The following is a 23,512-nucleotide window of genomic DNA, read 5'->3' as shown; positions in this document are numbered from 1 at the left end:
TTTTTTATTTTTGGATTATAAAAACATTTATTAAAAACAGTTGAATTTTAACAACTTAATTTATGTAAAACATTTATCATTAAAATATTTTGTGTATAATGATAATTGTTAACTAAATAATATAACTTGTTGTTTTTTAGTAAAAACAATACGCTAAGAATTACTTAACTTAGAAAATATTCAATCCAACTTTACTTAAGTATTTAGGTTGTTTCTATAATTTTACTATATAATTTATTAAAAACATAATGTTTTGTATCACATACTACTAATAACTAACACAGCAATTGACTTTCAATTTAAGTAATTCTTAACCCTACTAAGGTGCATACTTTGTAAAAGTTACAAGATAAATCTTAAACCAACTTCGCAACCATAATTGTCTGCATTGAAATAAACAATAGGATCTATATGTTTTGGTGCTGCAGAAATTTCAACTGGATATTGAACTGATAAATTAGTAAAAGCATTATCCTTAGCTTTCACATAATATCCATTTGCAAATAGGATAGTTTTTGGTGAAATTAAAAATCCTAACCCTAACTTAGCTTTAAATAGAGTATGAATATTTGTACCGCCTAAAAACCTAATTATTCCTTGCCCTATACCAATGCAAGCGTTTGGTACTAAAGAAGAATTACCAATTATCATGTCATAACAAGCGTTAAACATTAAAGAAATAGCATTAAACCCTTCGTTTTTCATCACTACATAATCCTTATTATTACTGCTGCTACCACTGCTACTATTTTGAATCTCTGAGTCTTTGCTTAATGCAAAGTACCGATGTCCATCAGGGTTTTTATATTTTTGTTTGTCAACATCGAATCTTGTAAATGATCCTTCTAATTCAACTCTGAGCCCGCCGCCTGAGTATCCAATAGCTCCGGAGAATCCTGTGTAGTTTCTATTGTATACAGGACTGTAGCCTTTTTTAAAATCTCCTGCTTTTTTTAGATCTATTGTTTCAGTTTCTTCTTTTAGGCTAAATAAAGTTAATTCTTTTTCTGACTTTTCATCGGTTTTGTACTTTGCAGAGATTGGACTAAATCTAGGAAAACCTATATTGTATTGCGCACTTGCGTAAAAACCAGCCATCTCACTTTCATTTGAAAAGTCAATAGGAACTGGTGATGGAAAAGCATTAGGTGCAAATAATGCTATAAAGGAAAAAACAATTCCTATAGCTGAGAATTTAATCATAATATTATCCAAATGATATAATAACTTCATATTAATAAAACCATGCTTTAAGTCAAAAATAATACTTTATAAACCTAAGTGTATTACGTAACACGCATAATTTAACTCTTGTGCTAACATTTTTGTAAAGACTATTAGCATATCATAATCAACACGTACATGATAAATTAATAAATATGTTGTATAACCATAATAAACCTACTAAATTATTATAATTTTTATAATATGACCTAAATAATAAACTGTAACTTATTAATTTATGATTTATTGTCTAAAGATAGTGCCTTAACTAAATTATAAATTATGTTGCGTACTTTTTCATTTTTTATACAAGTGTATGCTCTAACCATCATTAAAACTTCTTTGCTATCTATCTTGCTATCGTTAAATTCCGGTAAGAACTTTTCTTCGTTGTCTCTGAGTGCATGTGGAGGTGTGATAGGATTGTCACATGAGATATTTTTTAGATCTTCTTGTAATTTTAACATGATATCTCTTACTTCAACATTGAGTACACTTGCAAGCTGGTATAGTCTGCTAATTACTATGCGATTTGTTCCTTTCTCATATTTTTGTACTTGTTGGAATGTGATTCCTAATTTATTTGCAAGCTGATTTTGGCTCATACCTCTCATAATGCGTTGTCTTTTTATCTCTTTTCCAACACACTCGTCAACTGGATGTGGTCTAACCTTTGTTGCGCTTTTTAACTCTTTTGTAGATTCAGCACCTTCTTTCTTAAAATTTTTAGAAGCATAGTCATCTACATCAAGTCTTATTCCTTCACCTGTAAATTTATGTTGTTGTATGTTTTTTTCTATCAAATCTTCGATTAAAGGGTCATGTGCTTTTATTTCATTTGCATATTCTGGTTTGTTTTGTTTGTTTTTTGCATGTATGGACATAATCGTTTTCCTATAATAAAGCAACACTATGTAAGATAAATCATGCATAAAGTGAATGCAATAGTTATTTAATGGATATATACCATTGAGTTGGTTAAAGTAGAATATTTATTGTGTAATATCAGAAATAACATATTATGCTTTATGAAGTATAATATACTTTTTCCTGATTTTTTATATTGATTGGATTGATAATCTACATTAAAATATTGAGTTCAGTTTGTTTCTATGTATGGAGATTATTTTGTTAGAAAGAACTTTATCTATATTAAAGCCAGATGTGGTAAAGCGTAACATTACTGGACAGGTTAATTCATATATAGAGAATTCAGGACTAAAAATAGTTACGCAGAAGATGTGCCTGCTGACGCGTTTTCAAGCTGAAGAATTTTATGCAATACATAAATCACAGCATTTTTTTATACCTCTTGTTGATTTTATGGTATCTGGTCCGATAATTGTTCAAGTATTAGAGGGGGAAAATGCTATAAGCTTGTATAGAGAACTGATGGGTGCTACGGATCCTAAAAAGGCAAATCCTGGAACTATTAGAGGGGATTTTGCTGAGAATATAGATGCAAATTGTGTTCATGGGTCAGATAGTTTAGATAATGCTGTAAGAGAAATAAGGTTTTTCTTTAGTGATTATGAACTTTTATCATTAAAGTAATTAGTATACGTCAGGTTAATTACTTAGTTAGTTATTTTCAATAGTTTAGTCATGACTTCTTTATTATAGTTTATCAAGTTATTTTTAGGTGTTTGTAGGTATATAAGTAAGCTTTTTTATCAAAATTTTTTTATATTTAAGCAATGAATCTTTGTAGGTACTTAGCTTATTATAGTTTGCTCTGTGTGTTAAATATGTTCTGTTAATGAGTATATTAGTGATAAAAAAGCAAAAGTGGTATGCTAATTGATAATCTTAGTAATTGTTAAGTTTTATTGTATTACAGTTGAATGCTATTTTAAAAAGCTTTAATGTTTAAAAGTTTATGTTGCTGTATGTTTTTTCTCTAAAATTTTTAATTAGATGATCGTTTATTTTATTGTGTATTGTAGGTTACTTTGTTTTTCGTATGTACTAATCATTTTCCTATTTTGAAACCGTCAGTTGGTTCTTACTTTTCTAATAATTCCTTAGCATGATTTAATAGTTGGGATTTTGTGAGTTGATATGAACTGTCTTCCCACAAATCTTTTATTTTTTTTAAAGTCTTACCAAGGTTTTTTCCTTCTTGGTATCCTATGTTGAACAAGTCTTTTCCAGAGATGGGAAATTCTGGAATAATAAATTTGTCGGCATATTCAATGTATTGTACTAGATCATGATGATTTAAGTTTAACTCTGCATGCCTTATTTTCATTAAATTGCAGTATACTTTTTTACCTAGCTTATTAATATATTTTTGTTGTTCAATAATTGAAAGTGGAAGTTCCAAATTATTATTTAATAGTAATGCAAGTATTTTTTGATCATGATTTGACAAGCACAATGAGACTTTAATTGTGTCTAGTGAACATTTGTTTGTTCTTAGCAAAGCTGCTAGTTTTGTTAGTGGATCTGTATTTGATAAGATATCAGATGACATTATGTCTGGTGTGATGTCAAAAGGGATGATTTTTTCTAATACTTGACATTTTTGCATAATTTTTAATGTATTAGTTAAGTTTGCGTAAGATAAAAGTTTAAAAAATTCATCACGAATGCGTTCTTTAGATAATTTGTTAATGCAAGATGAGTATTTTGTACAACAGTAAATTATTTGATCACTTAATGTATTTTTACTACATATAGAAGTATAAAATCTAAATGCTCGAAGTATACGTAAATAATCTTCTTTTATTCTAATCTCTGGGTCTCCAATAAAATTCAACTGTTTTTTTTCTAAATCTTCAATACCAGAAAAGTAATCATACACTATTCCTTGTTCATCGCAGTATAAAGCGTTAAAAGTAAAGTCTCGTCTTGAAGCGTCTTGTCTCCAATTATTTGTAAATTTTACTTCAGCATGTCTTCCGTCACAATTGATATCTGATCTTAGTGTAGTTATTTCATATGCTGTATTGTTCACTATTGCAGTTATTGTACCATGTTTAATACCTGTTGGAATTGTTTTAATATTAGCTGTAGTAAGAGATTCTACGATTTGATTGGGTAATAATGTGGTAGCGAAGTCGATGTCTGTAGTTTGTCTTTTTAGCATATTATCCCTTACACAGCCACCTACTAGCCTGATTTCTCCTTGAAATTTTTTTATTGCATTTATGATTGATAGAATATCATCATTGCTTACAAGAGTGTCGTACATTTATAGCGTTAGGTTATTAAATAAGAAAAATGTTAATATAAATATTGATAGTATTGTATTGTTTTTTTAAATTTCATTGATTGTCAAACACTTTGTATTTTGTTATGTTAGAACATGCTAATATAATCATAGCGTATGTTAGGGTTTTTAATACTTAATAGAATATGACTATTTGTATAGTTTGTTGTTATGAATGGCGTTGAGTAAGCTTAGTCCTATAGTGTTAGGAAATTGCTCAATGTTTTTCTGTTTGTTAAGTAAATATGTAGATTATAAAAAGAAGATGTTAGTTCCTTTCATTTTTACTTATGTAAAGTATTTTGTATAATTGCATTGGATTTTCATATAGTTTAGCCTCTATTAATTTTTTTAATACTTAGATACTTAACAGAATAAAAATATGATTCTTTATCTACATTTTGTTTTTGTTGATAACTTTGATAGAAAAACCTATTTAGCAAATCTCTCAGTATCTGTCCATGTATTGTGGTTCTAGTGTTGTAAATTATAAAAATAGAGTTTGATTTTGTTTAAAAGATTTTTTTAGACATGTTGAAGTTTTGTTTTATTGTTTGAGAACTACTAATGCTGTTATAGCATTTGTTGAATGTTTTATACTTAAGTGTGACCATTTGTAGAGTTTATGTTTGTATGCATAGTTTTGAATAAACCTGGTGAATTTAGAAAGTTACTCAATACTATAGTATAACTATAGGTTACAGAAGGAATATATTAGTGTCTTTTAAAGTATTGTATTATATTGTATTTAAACTTCTAATATAAGTTGTACCGTCTGTTAAATTTTTAATACTTAATGAGATAAAGGTATTGCTATTATAGAGACTACACTTTTGTTTTTGTGTAAGATTTTGATAGAAGTAGTACAATGAACTTAGCAAGTCCTTGGTATCTTTGTATGTGTTTAGTGTTCTAGTTCTGTAATTATAAAGGATAGATATTGATTCCTCGTTTAGGTATATTGAGATTTCTAATATAATTTTAGTATCTATTATAAGTTTAGTATTTACTATAATTTGACAAGTGTGCTCAGTGCCTTTGTATGTGTTTAGTGTTCTAGTGCTTGTAATTATAAAGGATAGATATTGATTCCTCGTTTAAGTATATTGAGATTTCTAGTATAATCTTAGTATCTATTAAGTTTAATATTTACTATAATTTGACTGTTGTGATATCCACACTCTTGTTTTTGTGTATTATTTGATAGGAGTAGTCCATTAGTAAGATATATATTGTATGTTTTGGTATTATAGTTCTGTAGATTATAAAAAATAGATATTGGAATTTCTAATATAATAATAGGATCTATTAGGTTTTAGTATTTGCTGGAACTTCACTATTGTAGCATACACGCTTTTATTTTTATGTATGATTTTAAACCGGGATTAGTACAGTAAATTTTACAGGCTACTAAGCAGTTCTTCTGTATGTTATGTGTACTAATTCTGCAATTATCTTAATTCTTTTAAGAATTACGTTCTATTGCAATGTATTTTGTATTACAGTAACTTTTAAATTTAATAGTTTTTTGTTATAGCATCTTCTATTATGAACTGTATGTTTTCGTTACCGCGCCAATAATTTACACTGATTTTGCCTAATAACATAACTGCAGTGCGTTCTAACAAAGCTAAACCTAATTCTGTGTCTACACATCTAAAACAGATGCCTTTGATAAAAGTTTTATTGTCATAGATTAAACATCTTATATGGCTATCTCCTATAATTTCTGGATTTTTTATTTTTATGTTTGTTAAAATGAATTTTGGTTCTGGATTACCTATGCCAAATGGTTCCAAAAATTGTAGTTCTTTCCATAAAGTCAGATTAATTGCTGATGCAGTGATAACGCCATCTACTTTAAATACTTTTTGTTTGTTAATATTATGAAATCTTTGTGAAAGGAATTCGTATAACGTTTTAATCTTATCTTCATTTATGGAGAAACCAGCAGCCATTGCATGTCCTCCTCCTTCAGTGATGATTCCTTCTAACTTTGCTGATAAAATAGCTGCACCTAAATCTACATCTGGTATCGATCTAGCACTTGCTTTACCAATTCCGTTGTTTAATGAAATTACTATACTTGGTAGGAAAAACTTATCTTTAAGTCTTCCTGCTACTATGCCTATTATTCCTGGATGCCAATTTCCTGCAACAATAATTAAATTTGTATTTGTTGACATAAGAGTTTCTGCTTGTTCTACTGCTTCATTGAAACTTTGATGTTCTAACTCTTTTCTTTCTAAATTAAAATTTTGCAATTTTTCTGAAATTTCTAAAGCTTCTTCTTCATTATTGCTTGATAACAATCTTGCTCCTAAACTTGCATTGCCAACTCTTCCTCCTGCATTGATATGTGGTCCTATGCTGAAGCCTAGTTGGTAAACATTAGGTTTTTCTTCTAATCCAATAACATCAGACAAAACTTTAAGACCTATATTTTGTCTTGTTGCAATAATTTTTAGGCCTTGTTTTACAAAAGCTCTGTTTAACCCAATAATTGGCATAACATCACATACAGTTCCCAGTGCTACTAAATCTAAGTAGTTTATTAGGTTTGGTTCAGTGTTGTTTGTAAAAAATCCCTTTTCTTTTAAAGTTTTGTTTAGTGCTATAAGCATTAAAAATGATACACCAACCCCTGCTAAATATGTGTATGGAGAATTTTCATCTAGGCGGTTAGGATTAATCACTGCAATTGCATCTGGTAGTGTATTCATACCTATGTGATGATCAATAACTATTACATCTAGATTTACTGATTTTGCTGCAGATATTGGTTCATGTGCTATGGTTCCACAGTCAACAGTTATGCATAAGCTGTTGCCAATTTCTTTTAATTTAAGCAGTGCTTGAGTGTTTGGCCCGTATCCTTCGCATATGCGATCTGGAATGTATATTGTTGTAGGAACACCTATTTGTGTAAGATACTGCTTTATTAATGCAGATGATGTTGCACCATCAACGTCATAATCTCCGAAAACTACTATTTTTTCTTTGTTATATATTGCTTCACAAATCCTATTCACTGCTTTATCCATGTCTAAAAGATGAAAAGGATCAGGTAGCGATGCTTTTAATGTAGGATATAAAAAATCATGAATTTCTTCTATGCTTATTTTTCTTGTTGATAATACTCTTGCAGCAATTTCTGATAGACAAAATTTTTGTTTGATTGTTAAAATGTCACGAAGATTTACATTGTGAGGTTTCCACAATGCACCTGTTACTCCAATATATTCTGAATTTTCTAAGTTGCAATGTAGCATATAACGCTAATTAAAAAAATAGTATTATAGCATTGCTGTTTGTGGTTGCTATAGATATATTTTTGATATCATAATATTTTATGTATTGATAATGAAGGTTATTTACACTGAATTTGAAATATAGTTTTTAGTAAAAATTGAGTTAAATTAATAAATAGGAAATGTAAATACTTTATATGACTGTATGTCCTGTGGTCTTAATTTGATATATTTTTGTTGTTTTTAATGTTACATTGTTTATATAATCAAAGTTATTAATTATTATTGAATTGTTGTTGAACGTGGAAGAAATATAATGTCAATCCCAATCACGGTTGCTTATGGAGATGGTATTGGCCCAGAAATTATGGAAGCTGTACTATTAATCTTGAGTGAAGCAGAGTCAGGTTTAGTTATAGAAACTATAGAAGTAGGACATAATTTATATAAAAAGGAATGGTCTTCTGGTATTGCTCCTTCATCTTGGGATTCTATTTTTAGGACAAAAGTACTACTTAAGTCTCCTACTATGACTCCACAAGGACAAGGTCATAAGAGTCTTAATGTAACATTGAGGAAGAAATTAGGACTGTATGCAAATATTAGGCCATGTATTTCTTATCATCCTGTAATAAAGACAAAATATCCTAATCTTAATATAGTAATAATTAGGGAAAATGAAGAAGATACTTATACTGGCATAGAACATAGGTTAACAAGTGATACGTATCAATGTTCAAAAGTAATTACAAGATCAGGGTCAGAAAGGATATGTAATTATGCATTTCACTATGCTACTGTTCATAATAGAAAAAAGGTTACTTGTTTGATAAAAGATAATATTATGAAAATGACAGATGGAATTTTTCATAAATCTTTTTCAAAAATTGCGGAAAATTATCCTAGTATCACATCAGATCATTATATTGTTGATATTGGTATGGCAAAAGTAGCTGCTAACCCAGAAAATTTTGATGTTATAGTTACTACTAATCTTTATGGTGATATTGTATCTGATATAGTTGCTGAGTTATCAGGTTCTATCGGTCTTGCTGGTAGTGCTAATATAGGTGATAATTATGCAATGTTTGAAGCCGTGCATGGGTCAGCACCAGATATAGCTGGGAAAAACATAGCTAATCCTTCTGGCTTACTAAATGCAGCTATACAAATGTTAATTTATTTAAAGAAGTTTGATAAGGCAGAGTTGATATATAATGCATTACTTAAAACTTTAGAAGATGGTATGCATACTGCAGATATTTACCAAAGTCAGGTCAGTAAGGGAAAAGTTTCTACTATGGGTTTTGCCAAGGCGATTATTGATAATTTTGGGCAATCCCCTACTCAATTTCCAAAGTCTATATTTCAAAATAGCGCAGGTGAATCAGGTATATCTTATACATATAAGCCATCTTATGCTACTAAAGTTCTTGTTGGAGTAGATCTGAGTATTAGTTGTGATAGTGCAGATTTAAATTTAAAGCAGTTAATTAGTAATATTCAAGGTGTTACGCATGATAAATTAGAACTTGTGCTGATTCATAGTAAAGGATTGGAAATTTGGCCTGACGAATCTTCTAATGCAAACCTTTCTTATATGGACCAAATATGTTGTAGGTTTTATATGAAGGGTCAAAGTGATAAGATTGTTAATGAGCATGTTAATCAATTACTTTTTGACATGAGTAAAAAGAAAATAGATGTTGTAAAAATGGAAAAATTGTATTTGTACGACAATCAACCTGGATTTTTCACTATGTAATATACTTTAGTAGCTGTTGTAATTACTATAGTTGTTTATAAAATAACACATGAATTGTTATGTGTTTTCTATATCAAGTAATCCTATAGCAAATTCTTTTGCTGAGAAGTCTTGGAGTTGTTCTACATGTTCACCAATCCCAATTGCATGAATACTGAGCTTGTATTTCTGTGCTATTTTTATTACTACTCCACCTTTTGCTGTACCATCTAATTTAGTCATTATTAATCCACTAATATTTACAAATTGTGAGAAAGCTTCAACTTGATGAATGGCATTTTGACCAGTTGTTGCGTCTAATATTAATATGACGTTGTGAGGTGCATTATTGTCATGTTTACCTATGATCCTTTTAATTTTAGCCAGTTCTTCCATTAAATTTTTATGGTTATGTAATCTTCCGGCTGTATCAATTAATAAAACATCTACCTGATCATTTAAAGCTTGTTGCATTGCTTGATATGCTATACTTGCGGCATCTGCGCCTTGGTTACCTGTTACTACTGGAAAATTTACTTTTTGTGACCATACTATTAATTGTTCAGTAGCTGCTGCACGGAATGTATCACATGCTGCAACTAATACTTTTTTACCTTCATTTTTGAACTTATGTGCTAATTTCCCTATAGTTGTTGTTTTACCATTTCCGTTTGTACCACATATCATAATTACATGTGGTTTGTTATTAATAGATAATGGTTTTTCAACTTGTAGTAAAATGTCTTCTATAGATTCTGCTAATTTTTGTTTTACTATGCTGTAATCTACTTCGTTAAATTTTATTTCTGCAAGTTTTTGTGTAAGTAATGAGGCATTTTCGTATCCAACGTCTGCTGTAATGAGTAATTCTTTTAACTCTTCTAATGTTTCTTGATCAATTTTTTTTTCACTAGAAAAAATTTTTTTTATGCCATCACTTAATTTTGATGAAGTTTTGAATAAGCCTTTCTTAATGTTATTGAGAAATCCCTTATTGTTTGTATCTGCCATAATCAAATTGTCCTTATTTCTAAAAAGTTGTGGATTGTGTTTATATAATATACACTAAGTGAATTATATTGTTTGATGTATGAAATGTCAGCTTATTTTATTACATCTTCTGGTACTGATGTAGGAAAAACTTTTGTTACAACAGCGTTGTGTTGGCATTTTATTAAGCGTGGTAAAATAGTACAAGCAATAAAGCCTGTTATTAGTGGATGGAATGATACTGATATTTTGAATAATGATACATATAAAATACTGTGTAGTTTAAATATTGAGTGTAATAGTAGTAATATCGCAAGAATTTCACCTTGGAGATTATGTTATCCTCATGCTCCTAATATAGCTGCTAGGTTAGAAAATATTGAGTTGAACTATAGTGAAATTTTAGAATTTTGTTATCAGTGCATTAGTCAGTCTTATGATAATTTATTCATAGAAGGAGTTGGTGGAGTTATGTCACCTATTACAGATGACAGAACTTGTTTAGATTTGATATGTGATTTAAATGTCAAAGTAATTTTGGTTATTGGATCTTATTTAGGTAGTATAAGTCATACATTGACAGCACTACGTGTATTGTCTGGTATGAGTGTAAAAGTAGTGCTTACTATTAAAAATGAAGGTGATACTAATGTTGATGATATTGTGAAATTTATTTATGAATATACGGGTAAGTCTGTATATGTTCAGCATTATGTTGCAGGTAGTTTTGATCTGTGGGAAAAAACGTCAGATGATATAGTGAATTTTCTAAATTTGTATGATAAATTTTAGTCTTCATATTGTGATGCAAATTGCTTTGTAACTTAATTGTGTGTTTATTACATTTCAAAAGAAGTATTAATTTATATATTCAAAGTCAGTATAGTAAAATAGTTATCTAATCTGATATTTTGGACATAGGTTATGGTTATTCAATGTTGGATTAATATAAGTAGTAGAAATTAAGGTATAAACCCTACACTTACCTCTGTTGCTTGTTGAATTATATTTTTTCACCTACTCATTCTCTATGTGCTCTGTCACAACAACATAGACTATAAATGACAACAATGTAAGTTGTACTAATATTTTAATATTCTTCACGTGTCAGTTGACAAATATTAGTAAATATGCGCTTCCGATTTTATTATAGCATTAGTGACAAAGGCATTATTTAGCAATTACTAACATAATAAAAAAAAAGCTATAATGTATGTTGTTGATAAATTTGAGTACTATTTCAGTATTTTTTTGAAATATTGAGGTTCTTTGCTAATACTTTATTTTGTCATATTTTTGGAATAAATAGTGTCATGATTTAGAGCTTGACAATTAATATTAAGAATGTTTAGCTTTTCTTAAATCTTATAAAATTTAATTATGTCTGATAGTAAAAATTTGAACCAAGAAAGACAGAAAGCATTGGATAATGCAATTAGTCAAATTGAAAAAGCTTTTGGTCGTGGTGCAATAATGAAGTTAAAGCAGGGTGCTATTGAAAAAATAGATAGTATTTCTACAGGTTCAATTGCACTTGATACGGCTTTAGGTATTGGTGGATTTCCTAAAGGCAGAATTGTTGAGATTTTTGGACCTGAAAGCTCTGGTAAAACAACTCTTGCTTTACATGTAATTGCTGAATCACAAAAAAAAGGCGGAAATTGTGCATTTATTGATGCTGAACATGCTTTGGACATAATGTATGCACGTAAATTAGGTGTAAATACTGGTGATTTGATTGTTTCTCAACCTGATACTGGTGAACAAGCACTCCATATAGTTGAATATTTAGTGTGTTCAGGTGCTATTGATGTGATAGTAGTAGATTCTGTTGCTGCATTAACCCCTAGGGCAGAAATAGAAGGTGATATGGGTGATCAGCATATGGGCTTACAAGCGAGATTGTTAAGTCATGCTTTAAGGAAATTAACTTCTATTGTATCAAAAGCAAATTGTGTGCTTATTTTTATTAATCAGATACGTATGAAAATAGGTGTAGTTTATGGAAATCCTGAAACTACTACTGGTGGAAATGCGTTGAAATTTTATAGTTCTGTAAGATTGGATATACGCAAAGTAAGTGCAATTAAAGATAAAGACTTAATTATTGGCAATCAAACTAAGGTAAAGGTTGTTAAAAATAAGGTAGCTCCTCCTTTTAAGCAGGTGGACTTTGATATAATGTATAATGAAGGCATCTCAAAAGTTGGTGAAATTATAGATATGGGTGTAAAGCTTAATATTATTGAGAAAGCTGGTGCATATTACTCATATAATGGCATACGTCTAGGTCAGGGTAAAGAAAATGCAAAATCTTATCTTAAGACAAATTATACTACTGCAGATGAAATAGAACAAAAAATAAGAAATATGTTAGCAAGTGATAGTGATGTGACTTGTTTTAATACAGAAGGTAGTGATAATCTTCATGAGGTAGAAGAAGCAATTTTTTAAGGAAAAACAATTTTTTAAGGAGTGGTATGGAAGTAGATTTATTAAATAATGATGCTATATGTGATGAATTTACTAGAATGGGAGTGATAATAAATGGTCACTTTGTGTTATCTTCTGGGTTGCATAGTGATACATACGTACAGTGTGCCAGGGTGTTTGAGAATCCTAATCTTGCAGTAAAGTATTGTGCTTTGCTTGCGAAAAAAATTGATAGAGTTTTGCCAAACATAGATTTGATAGTTGCTCCAGCAATTGGTGCTATTACTATTGGCTATGAAATTGCTAGACAATTGAGTATTATTAATATGTTTTGTGAGCGTGTCAATGGTGCTTTTGTATTACGTCGTGGTTTTGAGATTCAAAAAGGAAGTAAGGTTTTAATTGTAGAAGATGTCATTACAACTGGAAAAACTTCTATGGAAGTCGTAAATTGTGTAAAGAAAAATGGCGGTACTGTTGTTGCAGGTGCAGCTTTGGTTAAACGTAGTAGAGATATTAAACTGCCTTTCCCTATAATTAGTTTAATTGAGTTGAATATTAAAAGTTATGTTGATGAGGACATTCCAGAATATTTGCGACAAATACCTGTCTCGATTCCAGGAAGTAGGTATTTACAGGAATAGTTAGTGTTTGACCGTTATAAGAAACAAATTCTTATTCCAGAGATAGGGAAATTAGGTCAGAAAAAATTAAATAGTAGTCATGTGCTGGTAGTGGGGTGTGGTGGTTTAGGTAGTGTAGTTATTCCTTTACTAGCTGCTGCTGGTATTGGTCATATGGTATTGTGTGATGATGATACAGTCCAGTTGTCCAATCTTAATAGGCAAGTGATTTATAAAGAAAGTGATATTAATCAAAGTAAAGTTGCAAAAGCTAAAGAGTTTATAAGGTCACTTAACTCTGATATTAATATTCAAATACTAAATAGCTTTGTTACTCCTAAAAATTTTGAAAGTATTTTTAAGGATATAGATATAATTGTAGATTGTACAGATCGACTAGCTACAAAATTGTTTCTTAATGATGCAGCTGTTTTGATTGGTAAACCTTTAGTACATAGTGCAGCAATTGGATTTACTGGGCAGATATTAACAATTTTTCCTCGTGGTAAGCCTTGTTTAAGATGCTTTTTTGAATGTCAATATATGAGTTCCCATTTAAATTGTGCTAATGCTGGAATATTAGGACCGACTGTAGGAGTAGTCGGTAGTATTGCAGCTTCAGAAGTTATAAAATATTTGTTGGGAATTGAAGATAGTTTAGTAGGAAAGTTGCAGAGAATAGATTTACAATCTAATGATTTTTCTAAGTATAAGTTTCAAAAAAATGATGTATGCATAGCATGTAGTGACAATGTAAGAGTTGATCCTTATGATTACAATTATTATGAAAGTAGATTATGTTTTTAGCTAATAGATGTTTACTTAAATTTTGAATTTTACTTGGGTTGGAAGGTAAATTTAGTAATTTGCATTGAGTATATATCTCAAAAAATAATGCATGTGACAGCAATATAAAACTTATAGTGACAATTTCCAAATTGTATTTTTGGCTAATCAATGTTGGATATTACTTTAAGTTAACTAGGAATAGATACTAGATAATCAATTTACTGAATGTATATTAGGAAGATGTGACTATAAAATTAATAGTGATACTGAGATTGTTTAGACACAAGTAATATTTACTAAAGTTCTTGGTATAATTCTAGTGTAAATACAATAGCTAACACCTTACTAAGCATTCTTTAAGACTGCGTATACGTTAGTTGTAATAGCATTATTAGTTATTGGGTGAGTTATGTTTTTAGCTTAGGTATTTATTTGTGTTTTATATGAAATTTTTAAACAACAATGTGAATTCATTATCACATGTTAGCATAATATTTCCTTATAGATATTAATTTTTAAAGTGTTAGTCTATTATGTTAGTTTAATACAGTGCTAAATTTTGTTAATGTATTTTCATTTGATGTTTGTTCTGTTACGCACTGTAATACAGTAAGTCTAAAATTTAATATATCAATAGTTAAATAAAATCTCAGGTTTTAGTTTCAATGATGCTAATTAATGAAAGCTATAGTTGATATATCTTACAAAAATAGAGCAATTGTTGTTCTATTGGTTTGTCATTTATGTGGTTCTGTAATCTTAGAGATAATTTATGTTAGAAATATAAAATATTTTGTTTGTTATAATAATGTAATATAATTGCAGGATATGTTTAGTGGATGATATGTTTTCTAAGTTACAAATTAAGCCTATAATTGTTTCATTGTTGTGTATACTTGCTATATATTTAATATTGCCTAATTTCATTGATAGTAAATTTTTACTTTCTAAACAAAAGGTTAATCTAGGCTTAGATTTGCAAGGTGGTGTTTATTTATTGTTAGAAGCAGATTTTAAAGAATATTTAAAAGAAAGAATGTATGCACTGTATGATGAGCTAAATGAATTCTTGTTGAGTAAAAAAATAGAATATAGTAGGTTTGATGTAGAACAAGATAAACTAGTATTGACACTAAAGGATGGTAAGAGTTTTGATAAGGTAAAGTTATTTGGCAATAAAAACGTTAGAATATCTGAGCGAGAAGGTTGTGTTGAAATATCCTTTTATGATAGTTATAAGTCAGAATTATTGAGAAATGTTATATCTGATGCTATTAGTAATATCAGGCGTAGGTTAGACAAATCTGGCACGAAGGAAATTATCATAAATAGTCACGGTAAAGATAGAATATCTTTGCAAGTTCCTGGAGTGCATGATACTAGTCAAATTAAAACTTTGTTAGGTAAAACAGCAAAGCTAACGTTTCACTTACTAGAAGATGTGAAGCAGTTATCATCAATTAATTCTTTGACTACTGTTTTACTTAAGGATAATCGTGGAAATACTTATCCTATATTAAAAAAAGTTGAAATTAGTGGAGATTCTTTAATAGATGTATCATCTGGTATAAATAGTCTTGGTAATGTGATTGTGCATTTTAAATTAAATAATGAAGCAGCTAAAAAGTTTGCTAAGATTACAAAAGAAAATTTTAACAAACCATTTGCTATAGTATTGGATGGTGTAGTACTTACTGCTCCTATAATACGTGAGCCTATTTTGACTGGGAGTGGTGAAATTAGTGGTAATTTTACTGTTGAAACTGCAAAAGAATTGTCAATATTGTTAAAATCTGGTGCCTTACCAGTACCTTTAAAAGTAATAGAAGAAAAGACAATAGGTTCTAGTTTGGGTGCTGAATATATTAAGCAAGGCAGATTAGCAATGATAATATCAGTTATAGCAGTTTCTGTTTTTATTATATTTTCTTATCGTATGTTTGGTGTTTTAGCTGTAGTTGGATTAGTTTTTAATATTATTTTTATTGTTGCTGTACTTACATTACTTCAAGCTACGCTTACATTGCCTGGACTTGCAGGTATTACTTTGACTGTAGGGATGTCTGTTGATGCTAATGTGTTAATTTTTGAGCGTATCAGGGAAGAATTAAATTCTACAAAGAAGTTAAGGTGGGCTGTAGAATCTGGCTTTAAGAATGCTATGTCAACAATATTTGATTCTAATATTACTACATTAATTGTTGCTGCGGTAATGTTTGTAATAGGCAGTGGACCAATTAGTGGTTTTGCTATTACACTGTCAATAGGTATTTTATGTTCTATGTTTTCTGCAATTACTTTAACAAAGATGTTAATAGATTTATATATTAAGTTATTCAATTTGAAGACGTTGAACATATAATTTATTTAAAATATTGGAAGTGCTGTTTATGTCTAGCGATGAGGAAAATGTAAGAGTAGTTTATTGTAATGGTGAAGGAAATGATTCAGATTATATTGAACACCCAAAAATATATTTAACGGTTAAGGTGGGGGAGGAAGTTAGTTGTCCTTATTGTAGTAAAGTTTTTACTTTTAATTCTCATAATTAATATATATATATTGTGTGATATTGGTTTAAATACTTCGCAAGTATAGGGTAGGTATTACTGTATATTTTGTTATTGAGTAAAATCTGTTTTGCAACTAAAAATGGGTTTTATAATTCTGTATTTATAAAATTTTTTAGAAGTGTTAGTGTAATATTACTTTACATTTCTATTAAATTTGTATCTGATGTCTATTTAAATCTTATTAAGTCACTAATAAGCTGATAAATATTTTAAACATTTGAATAGAGACTGTTTTACTGTGCATTTTTTTAAGTGTGTGGTATTATGTTTTTGAGGTTTTTTAGCTAAAATAGATGTTATAATTTTGGATTTTTGTAGAATTTCTGTTGAATTTATATCTTGTTAAGGTCTTGTTGAGGTACTAATAGACTGAAAGATGTTTTATAACATTTCAAAAGTAAGGAAGTTATTTTAGTATATATTTTTATTAAGTTTATATATTATGACTTTCTGAAATCTTTTTTAGCTAAAGTAGGTGTTATAATTCTGGGTTTTGTAACATTTCCAGAAAGTATGAAGGTTAGTTTACTTTATGTTTCTGTTAAATTTATGTATAGTACTTGTTGAAATCTTCTTAAATCACTAGCTGAGTTTATAATGATTGTAATACTTCAGCACAGTGTTTGTTTGTCCTAAGACTGTTGTAAACGTGTTTTAGTGTTCTTTTATAACTGTTTCTTAATCCCTGTTTGTATAGTTGTAGTGTAAAAAAATACGGATGATTATGTGTGTTTTGTAAGAAAACTTCTGCATTACTTAGTGTTAATGTTTACTTTTACACTTAAATAATTAATGTGTTGTCAGGAATTATGTCGTATTCTTATAGTAGGTAGTAGTTCTTTTAGTGTTTATGCCGAATAATAATGATTATGATACATATAGCAAATTTATACGTGATATAAGAAGTACTGTTTTTTATATACGGAATAGAGGTGTTTTACATTTAGGTGATTTGGTAAGTAATGTTACACCAGCAACTTATATAATTGATTCTGCAAAAGAGGGTATACGGGAACAGTTCCTAAGTAGGGTGTTTGTACATCATTCTAATAATAAGAATGATATAAAAAAGGTTATAGATTTTATAATTTCGTTAGGGTTTATACCAGTAGTAAATGCAGATTATAAAGTTACAGAGCATGAAGGTGTATGTATTTATGATAAGAATCGCAAGTATGGAGATAAGCATGTTTTGATTGTTTCTTCTGTTGTTAGACATACTACACGTGATGTACGTAATATTATTTTAGAAAGTAGAAAAAACTTTCGTAGTAGTTTTGATGATGGTGCTAAAGACAGTATTAGAACTGTTCTATATGATCCAGATAGTAAACCATTGAAGCAAAGAATATATGATGCAATATCATATTCTGAAAAGTGGTCTTTACTGACAACTCAAGAAAAGGTGATTAGATGTATTTTTACAGTACTTTCTCTTAGCATTCCTTTGATTCCTCCACTACTTTTATTATCTTATATTGGAAATATTGATATTAGGGAAGCAGCATATAGTATGAACTTGCTTCCGTGGCAGTATCGTGTGTATATGAAAACATCAGATAGTCTTTATGATGTTATTGTGAATAATTCTGATGAAGAAAGACGCAAGATGATAACCGATAACATCATGGAAACAGCAATGGCAAAAGGATTTGTTGTTAAAGGTGAAGGGGATGAGATACAACCTACTGATTTAGGAAAACATGTGAGTGGGAAACATAATTTGCTTCTCGTAGCACATAATAAGGAACTTTCTAAGAAACAACTATTATTAAGGATTACAACTTTTTCAGTATTAGCATTTGTATGTTTTTCACAGATTATAGCATTGACATGTCATCTAGTTAGAGCTGAGAAGATAGCCTTGTACTGTTCTATATTATCGTATTTTGTAATTTTTGTGGAAGGTTTGTACTTACTTTCACTGAAAACCACAATGTCAAAGGTTTGTGCTACTTTTTGCTTAGTGTTTGCAGGGTTTATGTTAATGGTACATGCATTTTTATTGTATAATGACATTACATTTGGCTATGGACCTATAATGTCTGGTTTAATGGTTATTATTACTGGTGCTGTGTTAAGTGTTGCTTTAGCGTGTAATCAGTATTATAAGCAAGATAGAGATTTAGCTTTAAAGCTGGGTGGTATTAGTACCACAGCTTATTTGTCTATGAAGCGTGATATTGATGGAATTGATGAGGTTAAAACTGTTAAACTTGAGGGGGGATGTGGTTACCAAATAATTGATGACTTGAGTCTGGCTCTTTTTAATGCATATAATGCAGGAGTGTTTGGTACGGTGCAAGATCAAACTGTTGGTAATCGACAAGATGAAATATATAGTGGTACGCAAGAAAATGATAATTGTCCAAATACTAGTATTGGTGACTTACAATCCATTGATAGAAGTAACTCTCAAGATTTAAATCTTTAAATCCAAGTAAAGGTGAAACTTGTGTAAATTTTATAAAAGTAATAAATTGTGATTTATTAGTATTGAAATTTCTGATTTTTTGATTGTTTATAAGTAATCATTGAAAAATATAAGTGTAATCATGTAATTACTTTCTGTATTTTATTATAAAAATTTTTATTTAATTTATAAAACTACAAATTACAGTGTGCGTTACTGTAAAAAATGTTCCTGAATTATTAATTGTATTTTGTAACAATTGGATAGTATACAAGCTAAGGAAGAGTTTCTAGTTCTTGATCAGTTGAATTTTATATTATAAATGATAATTTGTAATAATGTGTGTAGTGTACAGCTATTCTGATTGATTAATTATGTTTTGTATTTGATCATGAAAGTTTTTGTTTAGTTTGTTAAAACTACGCATTATAATATGTGGTGCTGTAGAAAATTCACCTGTATTATTAATTGCATCTTGTAGTAATTTAGCAGAGCTTGAATCAAGTGATTGGGTACTTGCTAGATGTGAAAAGATGTTTTCTACATTTTTAGCTATGTTCTTGTATTTGCTTAAAGGATGATCAGTAGGGTATTGTGCTATATTCTTTACTATTTGTAGCTCATTAGATGTGAAATCATGAAAAGCAAGTTTAGTCAATTGCTGTAATGTCTTTTCTTTATCATTTTCTTCTATGATTTGTACTTTTATCAATATGTTTACAAGTGATTGTAATACTTCGTATATTACAGTATTAATTGATATTAAAATAGCATGTTGTTTATTGTCTGTAGTTATATCATTGGTATTTGTATGTGTTTGAAGTGCATTAATTAATTTTTTGTTATCTTCCGAAGATAAATCAGAATATTGTGTAGATATTGGATGTAGTATTATTGTATTATTTCTAATACTCACATTGATACAGTATAATGGCTGATTGTTAAATCTACAAATAACTAAGTTGCTGGTTTTTAAAATATTACATCCTTGTTCTAAAGATTGAGCTATAATGTTTGTACTGATTGTAAAGTTATGTTGTAGCATGTGTGTTATTATCTTATTTAGGTCACTAAACTCAAAATGTGTAGAAGAAGTTAATGTAGCTGACATATCTTGATATTGTATGTTCACTTCATTGTTGAATAAGGTTTTAGCGGCTTTATTTTTATCTAGTACAGTAAATATTTTAGTAAAATTTTCTATTTCATTTTTTTCGGTGAAAAATATTGTTATATTACTATTATCACCAATAAGAATATTTTGTATCACCACTTTTCTCTTTAAAGTTGAATATTAATATTATGCTCAACATTTATTAATAAATAAATAATATGGTAAGCTATCATTGAATATTTTTATAGAATATACTAAAATTATATTTAATAATGTTGTATATAATAAATTTGGTAAGACAATTTTATTGTAAATTACTTAAGAAAAGTACAATTATGTTTTACATGTTAATATATAGGTCCTCTAATTATATGAGCACAGTTAACTTTACATATATGTCAAAATCGTATTTGCTGTGAAGTTAAGTGGTTATATAATTTTTGTATAATGTATTGTTTATAAAAGCCTTATATAGCATCTATATAACTTACAGTCTCAGGTTTTTTCACAGGATATTATTACTATTTAGTGTTCATGTTGTAAAATTAATATCCGTAATTTTTATTTGTATCACTGTTGTAAAAGTATTGTGTTCCTATAATTCTAAGTTAATTACTATAGAAAATTTGTGCATTTGATCTTTATGCTAGTCGTATAACAGCCATAGTAAAAGTTGATAAAATTTACTATTTGTTTCATACTTATTAAAATTTAATATTTGTGTATTTTTATGATTATAGATCAAGTAGCTTTTAGGATTGGGCCTTTGCAAATAAGATGGTATTCTTTGTCATATATATTTGGCATGATATTTGCTTACTGGTATATAAAAAAGATAGATAAATATCAAGTTTTTAACAAAGAAAGTTATGAATCAGTAATATCTTGGTGGGTGATTTCTGTAATTCTTGGTGGCAGGATTGGATACATATTGTTCTATAATCTAGATTTTTATATACACTTTCCTATTGAAATGCTTAAGTTATGGAATGGAGGCATGTCATTTCATGGTGCTTTAGTTGGAGTAATGATTGGCATGTATATTTTTTGTAGAAAGAATAAAATAGATGTTCTTGCTGCTTTTGATTTAGGTGCATGTGCTGTGCCTGTTGGTATATTTTTTGGACGTATTGCAAATTTCATTAACGGGGAATTGTATGGTAAAGTCACTGATATAAAAATTGGAATGATTTTTCCTGCAAGTGGTGACCTACTTTATAGGCATCCAAGTCAGTTGTATGAAGCTTTTGGTGAAGGATTTTTGTTATTTATAATAACGAATTCTCTTTTCTTTTTTACTAAAATCAAAACATCTAAAGGAATGCTAAGTTCTGTTTTTTGTATATGGTATGGGGTAATAAGGTTTTTTATTGAGTTTGTTAGAGAACCAGATGTACAAATTGGCTATATTATTTTTGATCAAATAACTATGGGACAGTTATTGTCCATTTTTATGATAATTATGGGTTTTTATTTTATAAAATTGGCTAAAGTACAAGATAAATTTTCAATTTAAAGGTGTTGTTTTTGTCTAATTTAAGAGATTTTTAAATTATGGTTTGAGAAAACAAGTTGTTTTAAGTATTTAGTATGTGCTTTTTGAAGTATTGGCTCTGAGCATTGTTTTGGTGTTAAATTGTCTGTAAGACACTGTTGCCTTTTTATGTAAAAGGTAATATAGTGTATAAATATACTAAAATTAATATAATTTTGGCTCATATAATGAACACGCCATTATTAACTCCGTTTGCTTCAAGTAGCCAAAGAGCTGCCTTATTACAAAGTTTGTATTTAAGCAGTGGCAAGAATGGTCTTCATCCTTCTACTTATATTGTAGATGCAAGTGTAGAATCTGTAAACTCTATGTCATTAAGTGTAGGATAATATGCTGTTATATTTGTAATTGTTTGTGCATATTTAGATAATAAGTCTACAATATTTTATGATCTAATGATATTTTGGTTTATGTGCAAACTTGTGCAAGCAATAATGTGATGAATTACAGGTTGTAATAATGTAATATAGTAGTGTATTGTACTAACAATAGTAAGTTTTAATAGTGTTCTTATACATTGTTGGTAAGGAATACTACATAATATTCAGTAATTTACTGTATGTTATAAATTTTGTATCTGTAGAAATAGTATTTAATTTTTAAGGTGGGTGCACTTATTTAAGGTGTAATAGTTCAGTATTATTTGGTCTTACGTCTATTAGTTTGTACGTATGTGAAAGGGTTTTTTCAGTTTAATTTAGAGTTATTAAGAAAATAAAATTTATAACTCTGCTACATGATGTTGGTTAATTTATGGTGTACTATGTATTTTATAATCTATTAGCATTAAATTTTATAACATGCTTGTTTAGATAAGACAGTAGTATTTGATCTTATGTATGTGCATATGAGCACTGACTTTTTCAGGTTGACCTAACATTGTAAATAAAGAAAAATTAATGTTACGTTTAATATTATATGATTTATTGTCTGTACTTTTATGTTTATGGCAGAGTGGTATTCGATTTTTAGAATATATGTTTGTTTCAATACACAGTTATTCAATATGTATAGCGTTAATTTGATATGTCAATTTGTGTAGATTGCTAAAAGTTTTTTCTGATTAAAATTGCTAATAAAGTAGTTTTGATAATGGTATGTGGTAAATCCATAACTGTAATAATGTGTTTTTATGCAAATACATAATATATAGTATTAATTTAGTATATGTTAATATCAATCTATGTATATAGATATATTTCTCTTCATATTAATTAGAAATATTGATCAAATAAATCTGATAATGCATTAATATTGTGCAGAGTTGGTGTATGCATTTTATTTATAGCTATTATTTTATAGTCAATACTTTTGTTTGAGAAGTTATTCAATGGAGGTAAGATTTAGTTTTTTTTGTTTGTACATCTGGATCTCTTCAATGTCTGTAGTTTATGATATGTTATTTTATGCATATAACAAAATAGTGTTTATTTTAAAATAGATCTGCTTGTTTGAAATGCAACAGTTATAGGTAGGGCTTGGTCTGTTAACATCTGTAGATATTGTGCATACAAGTTTCTGTTGTAAAATGTTAAAAAGTGATTTTGTAAATATGTTATGGTGATTGTAGCATATTATTTCTGACTATA

17 protein-coding genes are annotated in these 23,512 nt (G+C 28.8%); 11 read left to right on the top strand and 6 right to left on the bottom strand.

What is annotated here, in order from left to right; all coding sequences use genetic code 11:
* Positions 1–342: 342 nt before the first annotated feature.
* Positions 343–1,233 carry a P44/Msp2 family outer membrane protein gene (locus tag ECAJ_RS04595; protein ID WP_011305002.1) on the bottom strand — a complete coding sequence of 297 codons (891 nt, stop codon included), beginning with the start codon at positions 1,231–1,233 and terminating at the stop codon, positions 343–345.
* 227 nt (positions 1,234–1,460) lie between these two features.
* Positions 1,461–2,108 (bottom strand): helix-turn-helix domain-containing protein, encoded by a 648-nt coding sequence (locus ECAJ_RS04590; RefSeq protein ID WP_011305001.1) that lies wholly within the window; start codon positions 2,106–2,108, stop codon positions 1,461–1,463.
* Positions 2,109–2,352: 244 nt separating this feature from the next.
* Between ECAJ_RS04590 and ndk the strand changes: the two genes are divergently transcribed.
* Positions 2,353–2,778 carry a nucleoside-diphosphate kinase gene (ndk, locus tag ECAJ_RS04585; RefSeq protein ID WP_081425148.1) on the top strand — a complete coding sequence of 142 codons (426 nt, stop codon included), beginning with the start codon at positions 2,353–2,355 and terminating at the stop codon, positions 2,776–2,778.
* 451 nt (positions 2,779–3,229) lie between these two features.
* Here the strand turns inward: ndk and ECAJ_RS04580 are convergent, their stop codons facing one another.
* Positions 3,230–4,420, bottom strand: coding sequence for a CCA tRNA nucleotidyltransferase (locus tag ECAJ_RS04580; RefSeq protein WP_011304999.1), 1,191 nt, complete (start codon positions 4,418–4,420; stop codon positions 3,230–3,232).
* Positions 4,421–5,955: 1,535 nt separating this feature from the next.
* The gene (gene recJ / locus ECAJ_RS04575; RefSeq protein ID WP_011304998.1) at positions 5,956–7,710 is read right to left on the bottom strand and encodes a single-stranded-DNA-specific exonuclease RecJ; all 1,755 of its coding nucleotides are present in this window, start codon (positions 7,708–7,710) and stop codon (positions 5,956–5,958) included.
* A 295-nt stretch (positions 7,711–8,005) separates the two neighbouring features.
* On the opposite strand from recJ, the gene icd reads away from it, so the two are divergent.
* Positions 8,006–9,454 carry an isocitrate dehydrogenase gene (gene icd, locus ECAJ_RS04570; protein ID WP_011304997.1) on the top strand — a complete coding sequence of 483 codons (1,449 nt, stop codon included), beginning with the start codon at positions 8,006–8,008 and terminating at the stop codon, positions 9,452–9,454.
* Positions 9,455–9,511: 57 nt separating this feature from the next.
* Here the strand turns inward: icd and ftsY are convergent, their stop codons facing one another.
* Entirely contained in the window at positions 9,512–10,444 is a 933-nt protein-coding gene (ftsY, locus tag ECAJ_RS04565) for a signal recognition particle-docking protein FtsY (RefSeq protein WP_011304996.1), read from the bottom strand.
* A gap of 84 nt (positions 10,445–10,528) precedes the next feature.
* Here ftsY and bioD point away from each other — a divergent pair, with 84 nt between their 5' ends.
* From bioD to ECAJ_RS04535, 7 genes are all read left to right on the top strand, one after another.
* Entirely contained in the window at positions 10,529–11,215 is a 687-nt protein-coding gene (gene bioD / locus ECAJ_RS04560; RefSeq protein WP_044262233.1) for a dethiobiotin synthase, read from the top strand.
* A 588-nt stretch (positions 11,216–11,803) separates the two neighbouring features.
* Positions 11,804–12,877 (top strand): recombinase RecA, encoded by a 1,074-nt coding sequence (gene recA / locus ECAJ_RS04555; protein WP_011304994.1) that lies wholly within the window; start codon positions 11,804–11,806, stop codon positions 12,875–12,877.
* Positions 12,878–12,903: 26 nt separating this feature from the next.
* Positions 12,904–13,500 (top strand): orotate phosphoribosyltransferase, encoded by a 597-nt coding sequence (gene pyrE, locus ECAJ_RS04550; RefSeq protein ID WP_011304993.1) that lies wholly within the window; start codon positions 12,904–12,906, stop codon positions 13,498–13,500.
* Positions 13,501–13,503: 3 nt separating this feature from the next.
* Positions 13,504–14,286 carry a HesA/MoeB/ThiF family protein gene (locus ECAJ_RS04545; protein ID WP_011304992.1) on the top strand — a complete coding sequence of 261 codons (783 nt, stop codon included), beginning with the start codon at positions 13,504–13,506 and terminating at the stop codon, positions 14,284–14,286.
* Positions 14,287–15,112: 826 nt separating this feature from the next.
* On the top strand, positions 15,113–16,630 hold the full coding sequence (gene secD / locus ECAJ_RS04540; RefSeq protein WP_044262231.1) for a protein translocase subunit SecD: 1,518 nt from the start codon (positions 15,113–15,115) through the stop codon (positions 16,628–16,630).
* 28 nt (positions 16,631–16,658) lie between these two features.
* Entirely contained in the window at positions 16,659–16,820 is a 162-nt protein-coding gene (locus tag ECAJ_RS04975) for a zinc-finger domain-containing protein (RefSeq protein ID WP_011304990.1), read from the top strand.
* An 871-nt stretch (positions 16,821–17,691) separates the two neighbouring features.
* Positions 17,692–19,275, top strand: a complete 1,584-nt coding sequence (locus tag ECAJ_RS04535) for a hypothetical protein (protein ID WP_011304989.1) — start codon at positions 17,692–17,694, stop codon at positions 19,273–19,275.
* Between the two features lie 334 nt (positions 19,276–19,609).
* On the opposite strand, the gene ECAJ_RS04530 is transcribed toward ECAJ_RS04535, so the two are convergent.
* Positions 19,610–20,527: a hypothetical protein gene (locus tag ECAJ_RS04530; protein ID WP_011304988.1), complete on the bottom strand. Its 918-nt coding sequence runs from the start codon at positions 20,525–20,527 to the stop codon at positions 19,610–19,612.
* Between the two features lie 571 nt (positions 20,528–21,098).
* On the opposite strand from ECAJ_RS04530, the gene lgt reads away from it, so the two are divergent.
* A complete protein-coding gene (gene lgt, locus ECAJ_RS04525) occupies positions 21,099–21,884 on the top strand; it encodes a prolipoprotein diacylglyceryl transferase (protein WP_011304987.1) in 786 nt (261 codons plus the stop codon).
* A gap of 206 nt (positions 21,885–22,090) precedes the next feature.
* Entirely contained in the window at positions 22,091–22,252 is a 162-nt protein-coding gene (locus tag ECAJ_RS04520) for a hypothetical protein (protein ID WP_155799214.1), read from the top strand.
* The last annotated feature ends 1,260 nt before the right edge of the window (positions 22,253–23,512 follow it).

This window comes from Ehrlichia canis str. Jake, from assembly GCF_000012565.1.
GTDB lineage: Bacteria > Pseudomonadota > Alphaproteobacteria > Rickettsiales > Anaplasmataceae > Ehrlichia > Ehrlichia canis.
The sequence above is the reverse complement of the archived record's forward strand: the minus strand, read 5'-3'. Positions and strand labels throughout refer to the sequence as shown.

Coding starts and splice junctions, on each gene's coding strand:
- ECAJ_RS04595 (WP_011305002.1), bottom strand. CDS start 1,233: ATGAAGTTATTATATCATTTGGATAATATTATGATTAAATTCTCAGCT.
- ECAJ_RS04590 (WP_011305001.1), bottom strand. CDS start 2,108: ATGTCCATACATGCAAAAAACAAACAAAACAAACCAGAATATGCAAAT.
- ECAJ_RS04580 (WP_011304999.1), bottom strand. CDS start 4,420: ATGTACGACACTCTTGTAAGCAATGATGATATTCTATCAATCATAAAT.
- recJ (WP_011304998.1), bottom strand. CDS start 7,710: ATGCTACATTGCAACTTAGAAAATTCAGAATATATTGGAGTAACAGGT.
- icd (WP_011304997.1), top strand. CDS start 8,006: ATGTCAATCCCAATCACGGTTGCTTATGGAGATGGTATTGGCCCAGAA.
- ftsY (WP_011304996.1), bottom strand. CDS start 10,444: ATGGCAGATACAAACAATAAGGGATTTCTCAATAACATTAAGAAAGGC.
- bioD (WP_044262233.1), top strand. CDS start 10,529: ATGTCAGCTTATTTTATTACATCTTCTGGTACTGATGTAGGAAAAACT.
- recA (WP_011304994.1), top strand. CDS start 11,804: ATGTCTGATAGTAAAAATTTGAACCAAGAAAGACAGAAAGCATTGGAT.
- pyrE (WP_011304993.1), top strand. CDS start 12,904: ATGGAAGTAGATTTATTAAATAATGATGCTATATGTGATGAATTTACT.
- secD (WP_044262231.1), top strand. CDS start 15,113: ATGTTTTCTAAGTTACAAATTAAGCCTATAATTGTTTCATTGTTGTGT.
- ECAJ_RS04975 (WP_011304990.1), top strand. CDS start 16,659: ATGTCTAGCGATGAGGAAAATGTAAGAGTAGTTTATTGTAATGGTGAA.
- ECAJ_RS04535 (WP_011304989.1), top strand. CDS start 17,692: ATGCCGAATAATAATGATTATGATACATATAGCAAATTTATACGTGAT.
- lgt (WP_011304987.1), top strand. CDS start 21,099: ATGATTATAGATCAAGTAGCTTTTAGGATTGGGCCTTTGCAAATAAGA.
- ECAJ_RS04520 (WP_155799214.1), top strand. CDS start 22,091: ATGAACACGCCATTATTAACTCCGTTTGCTTCAAGTAGCCAAAGAGCT.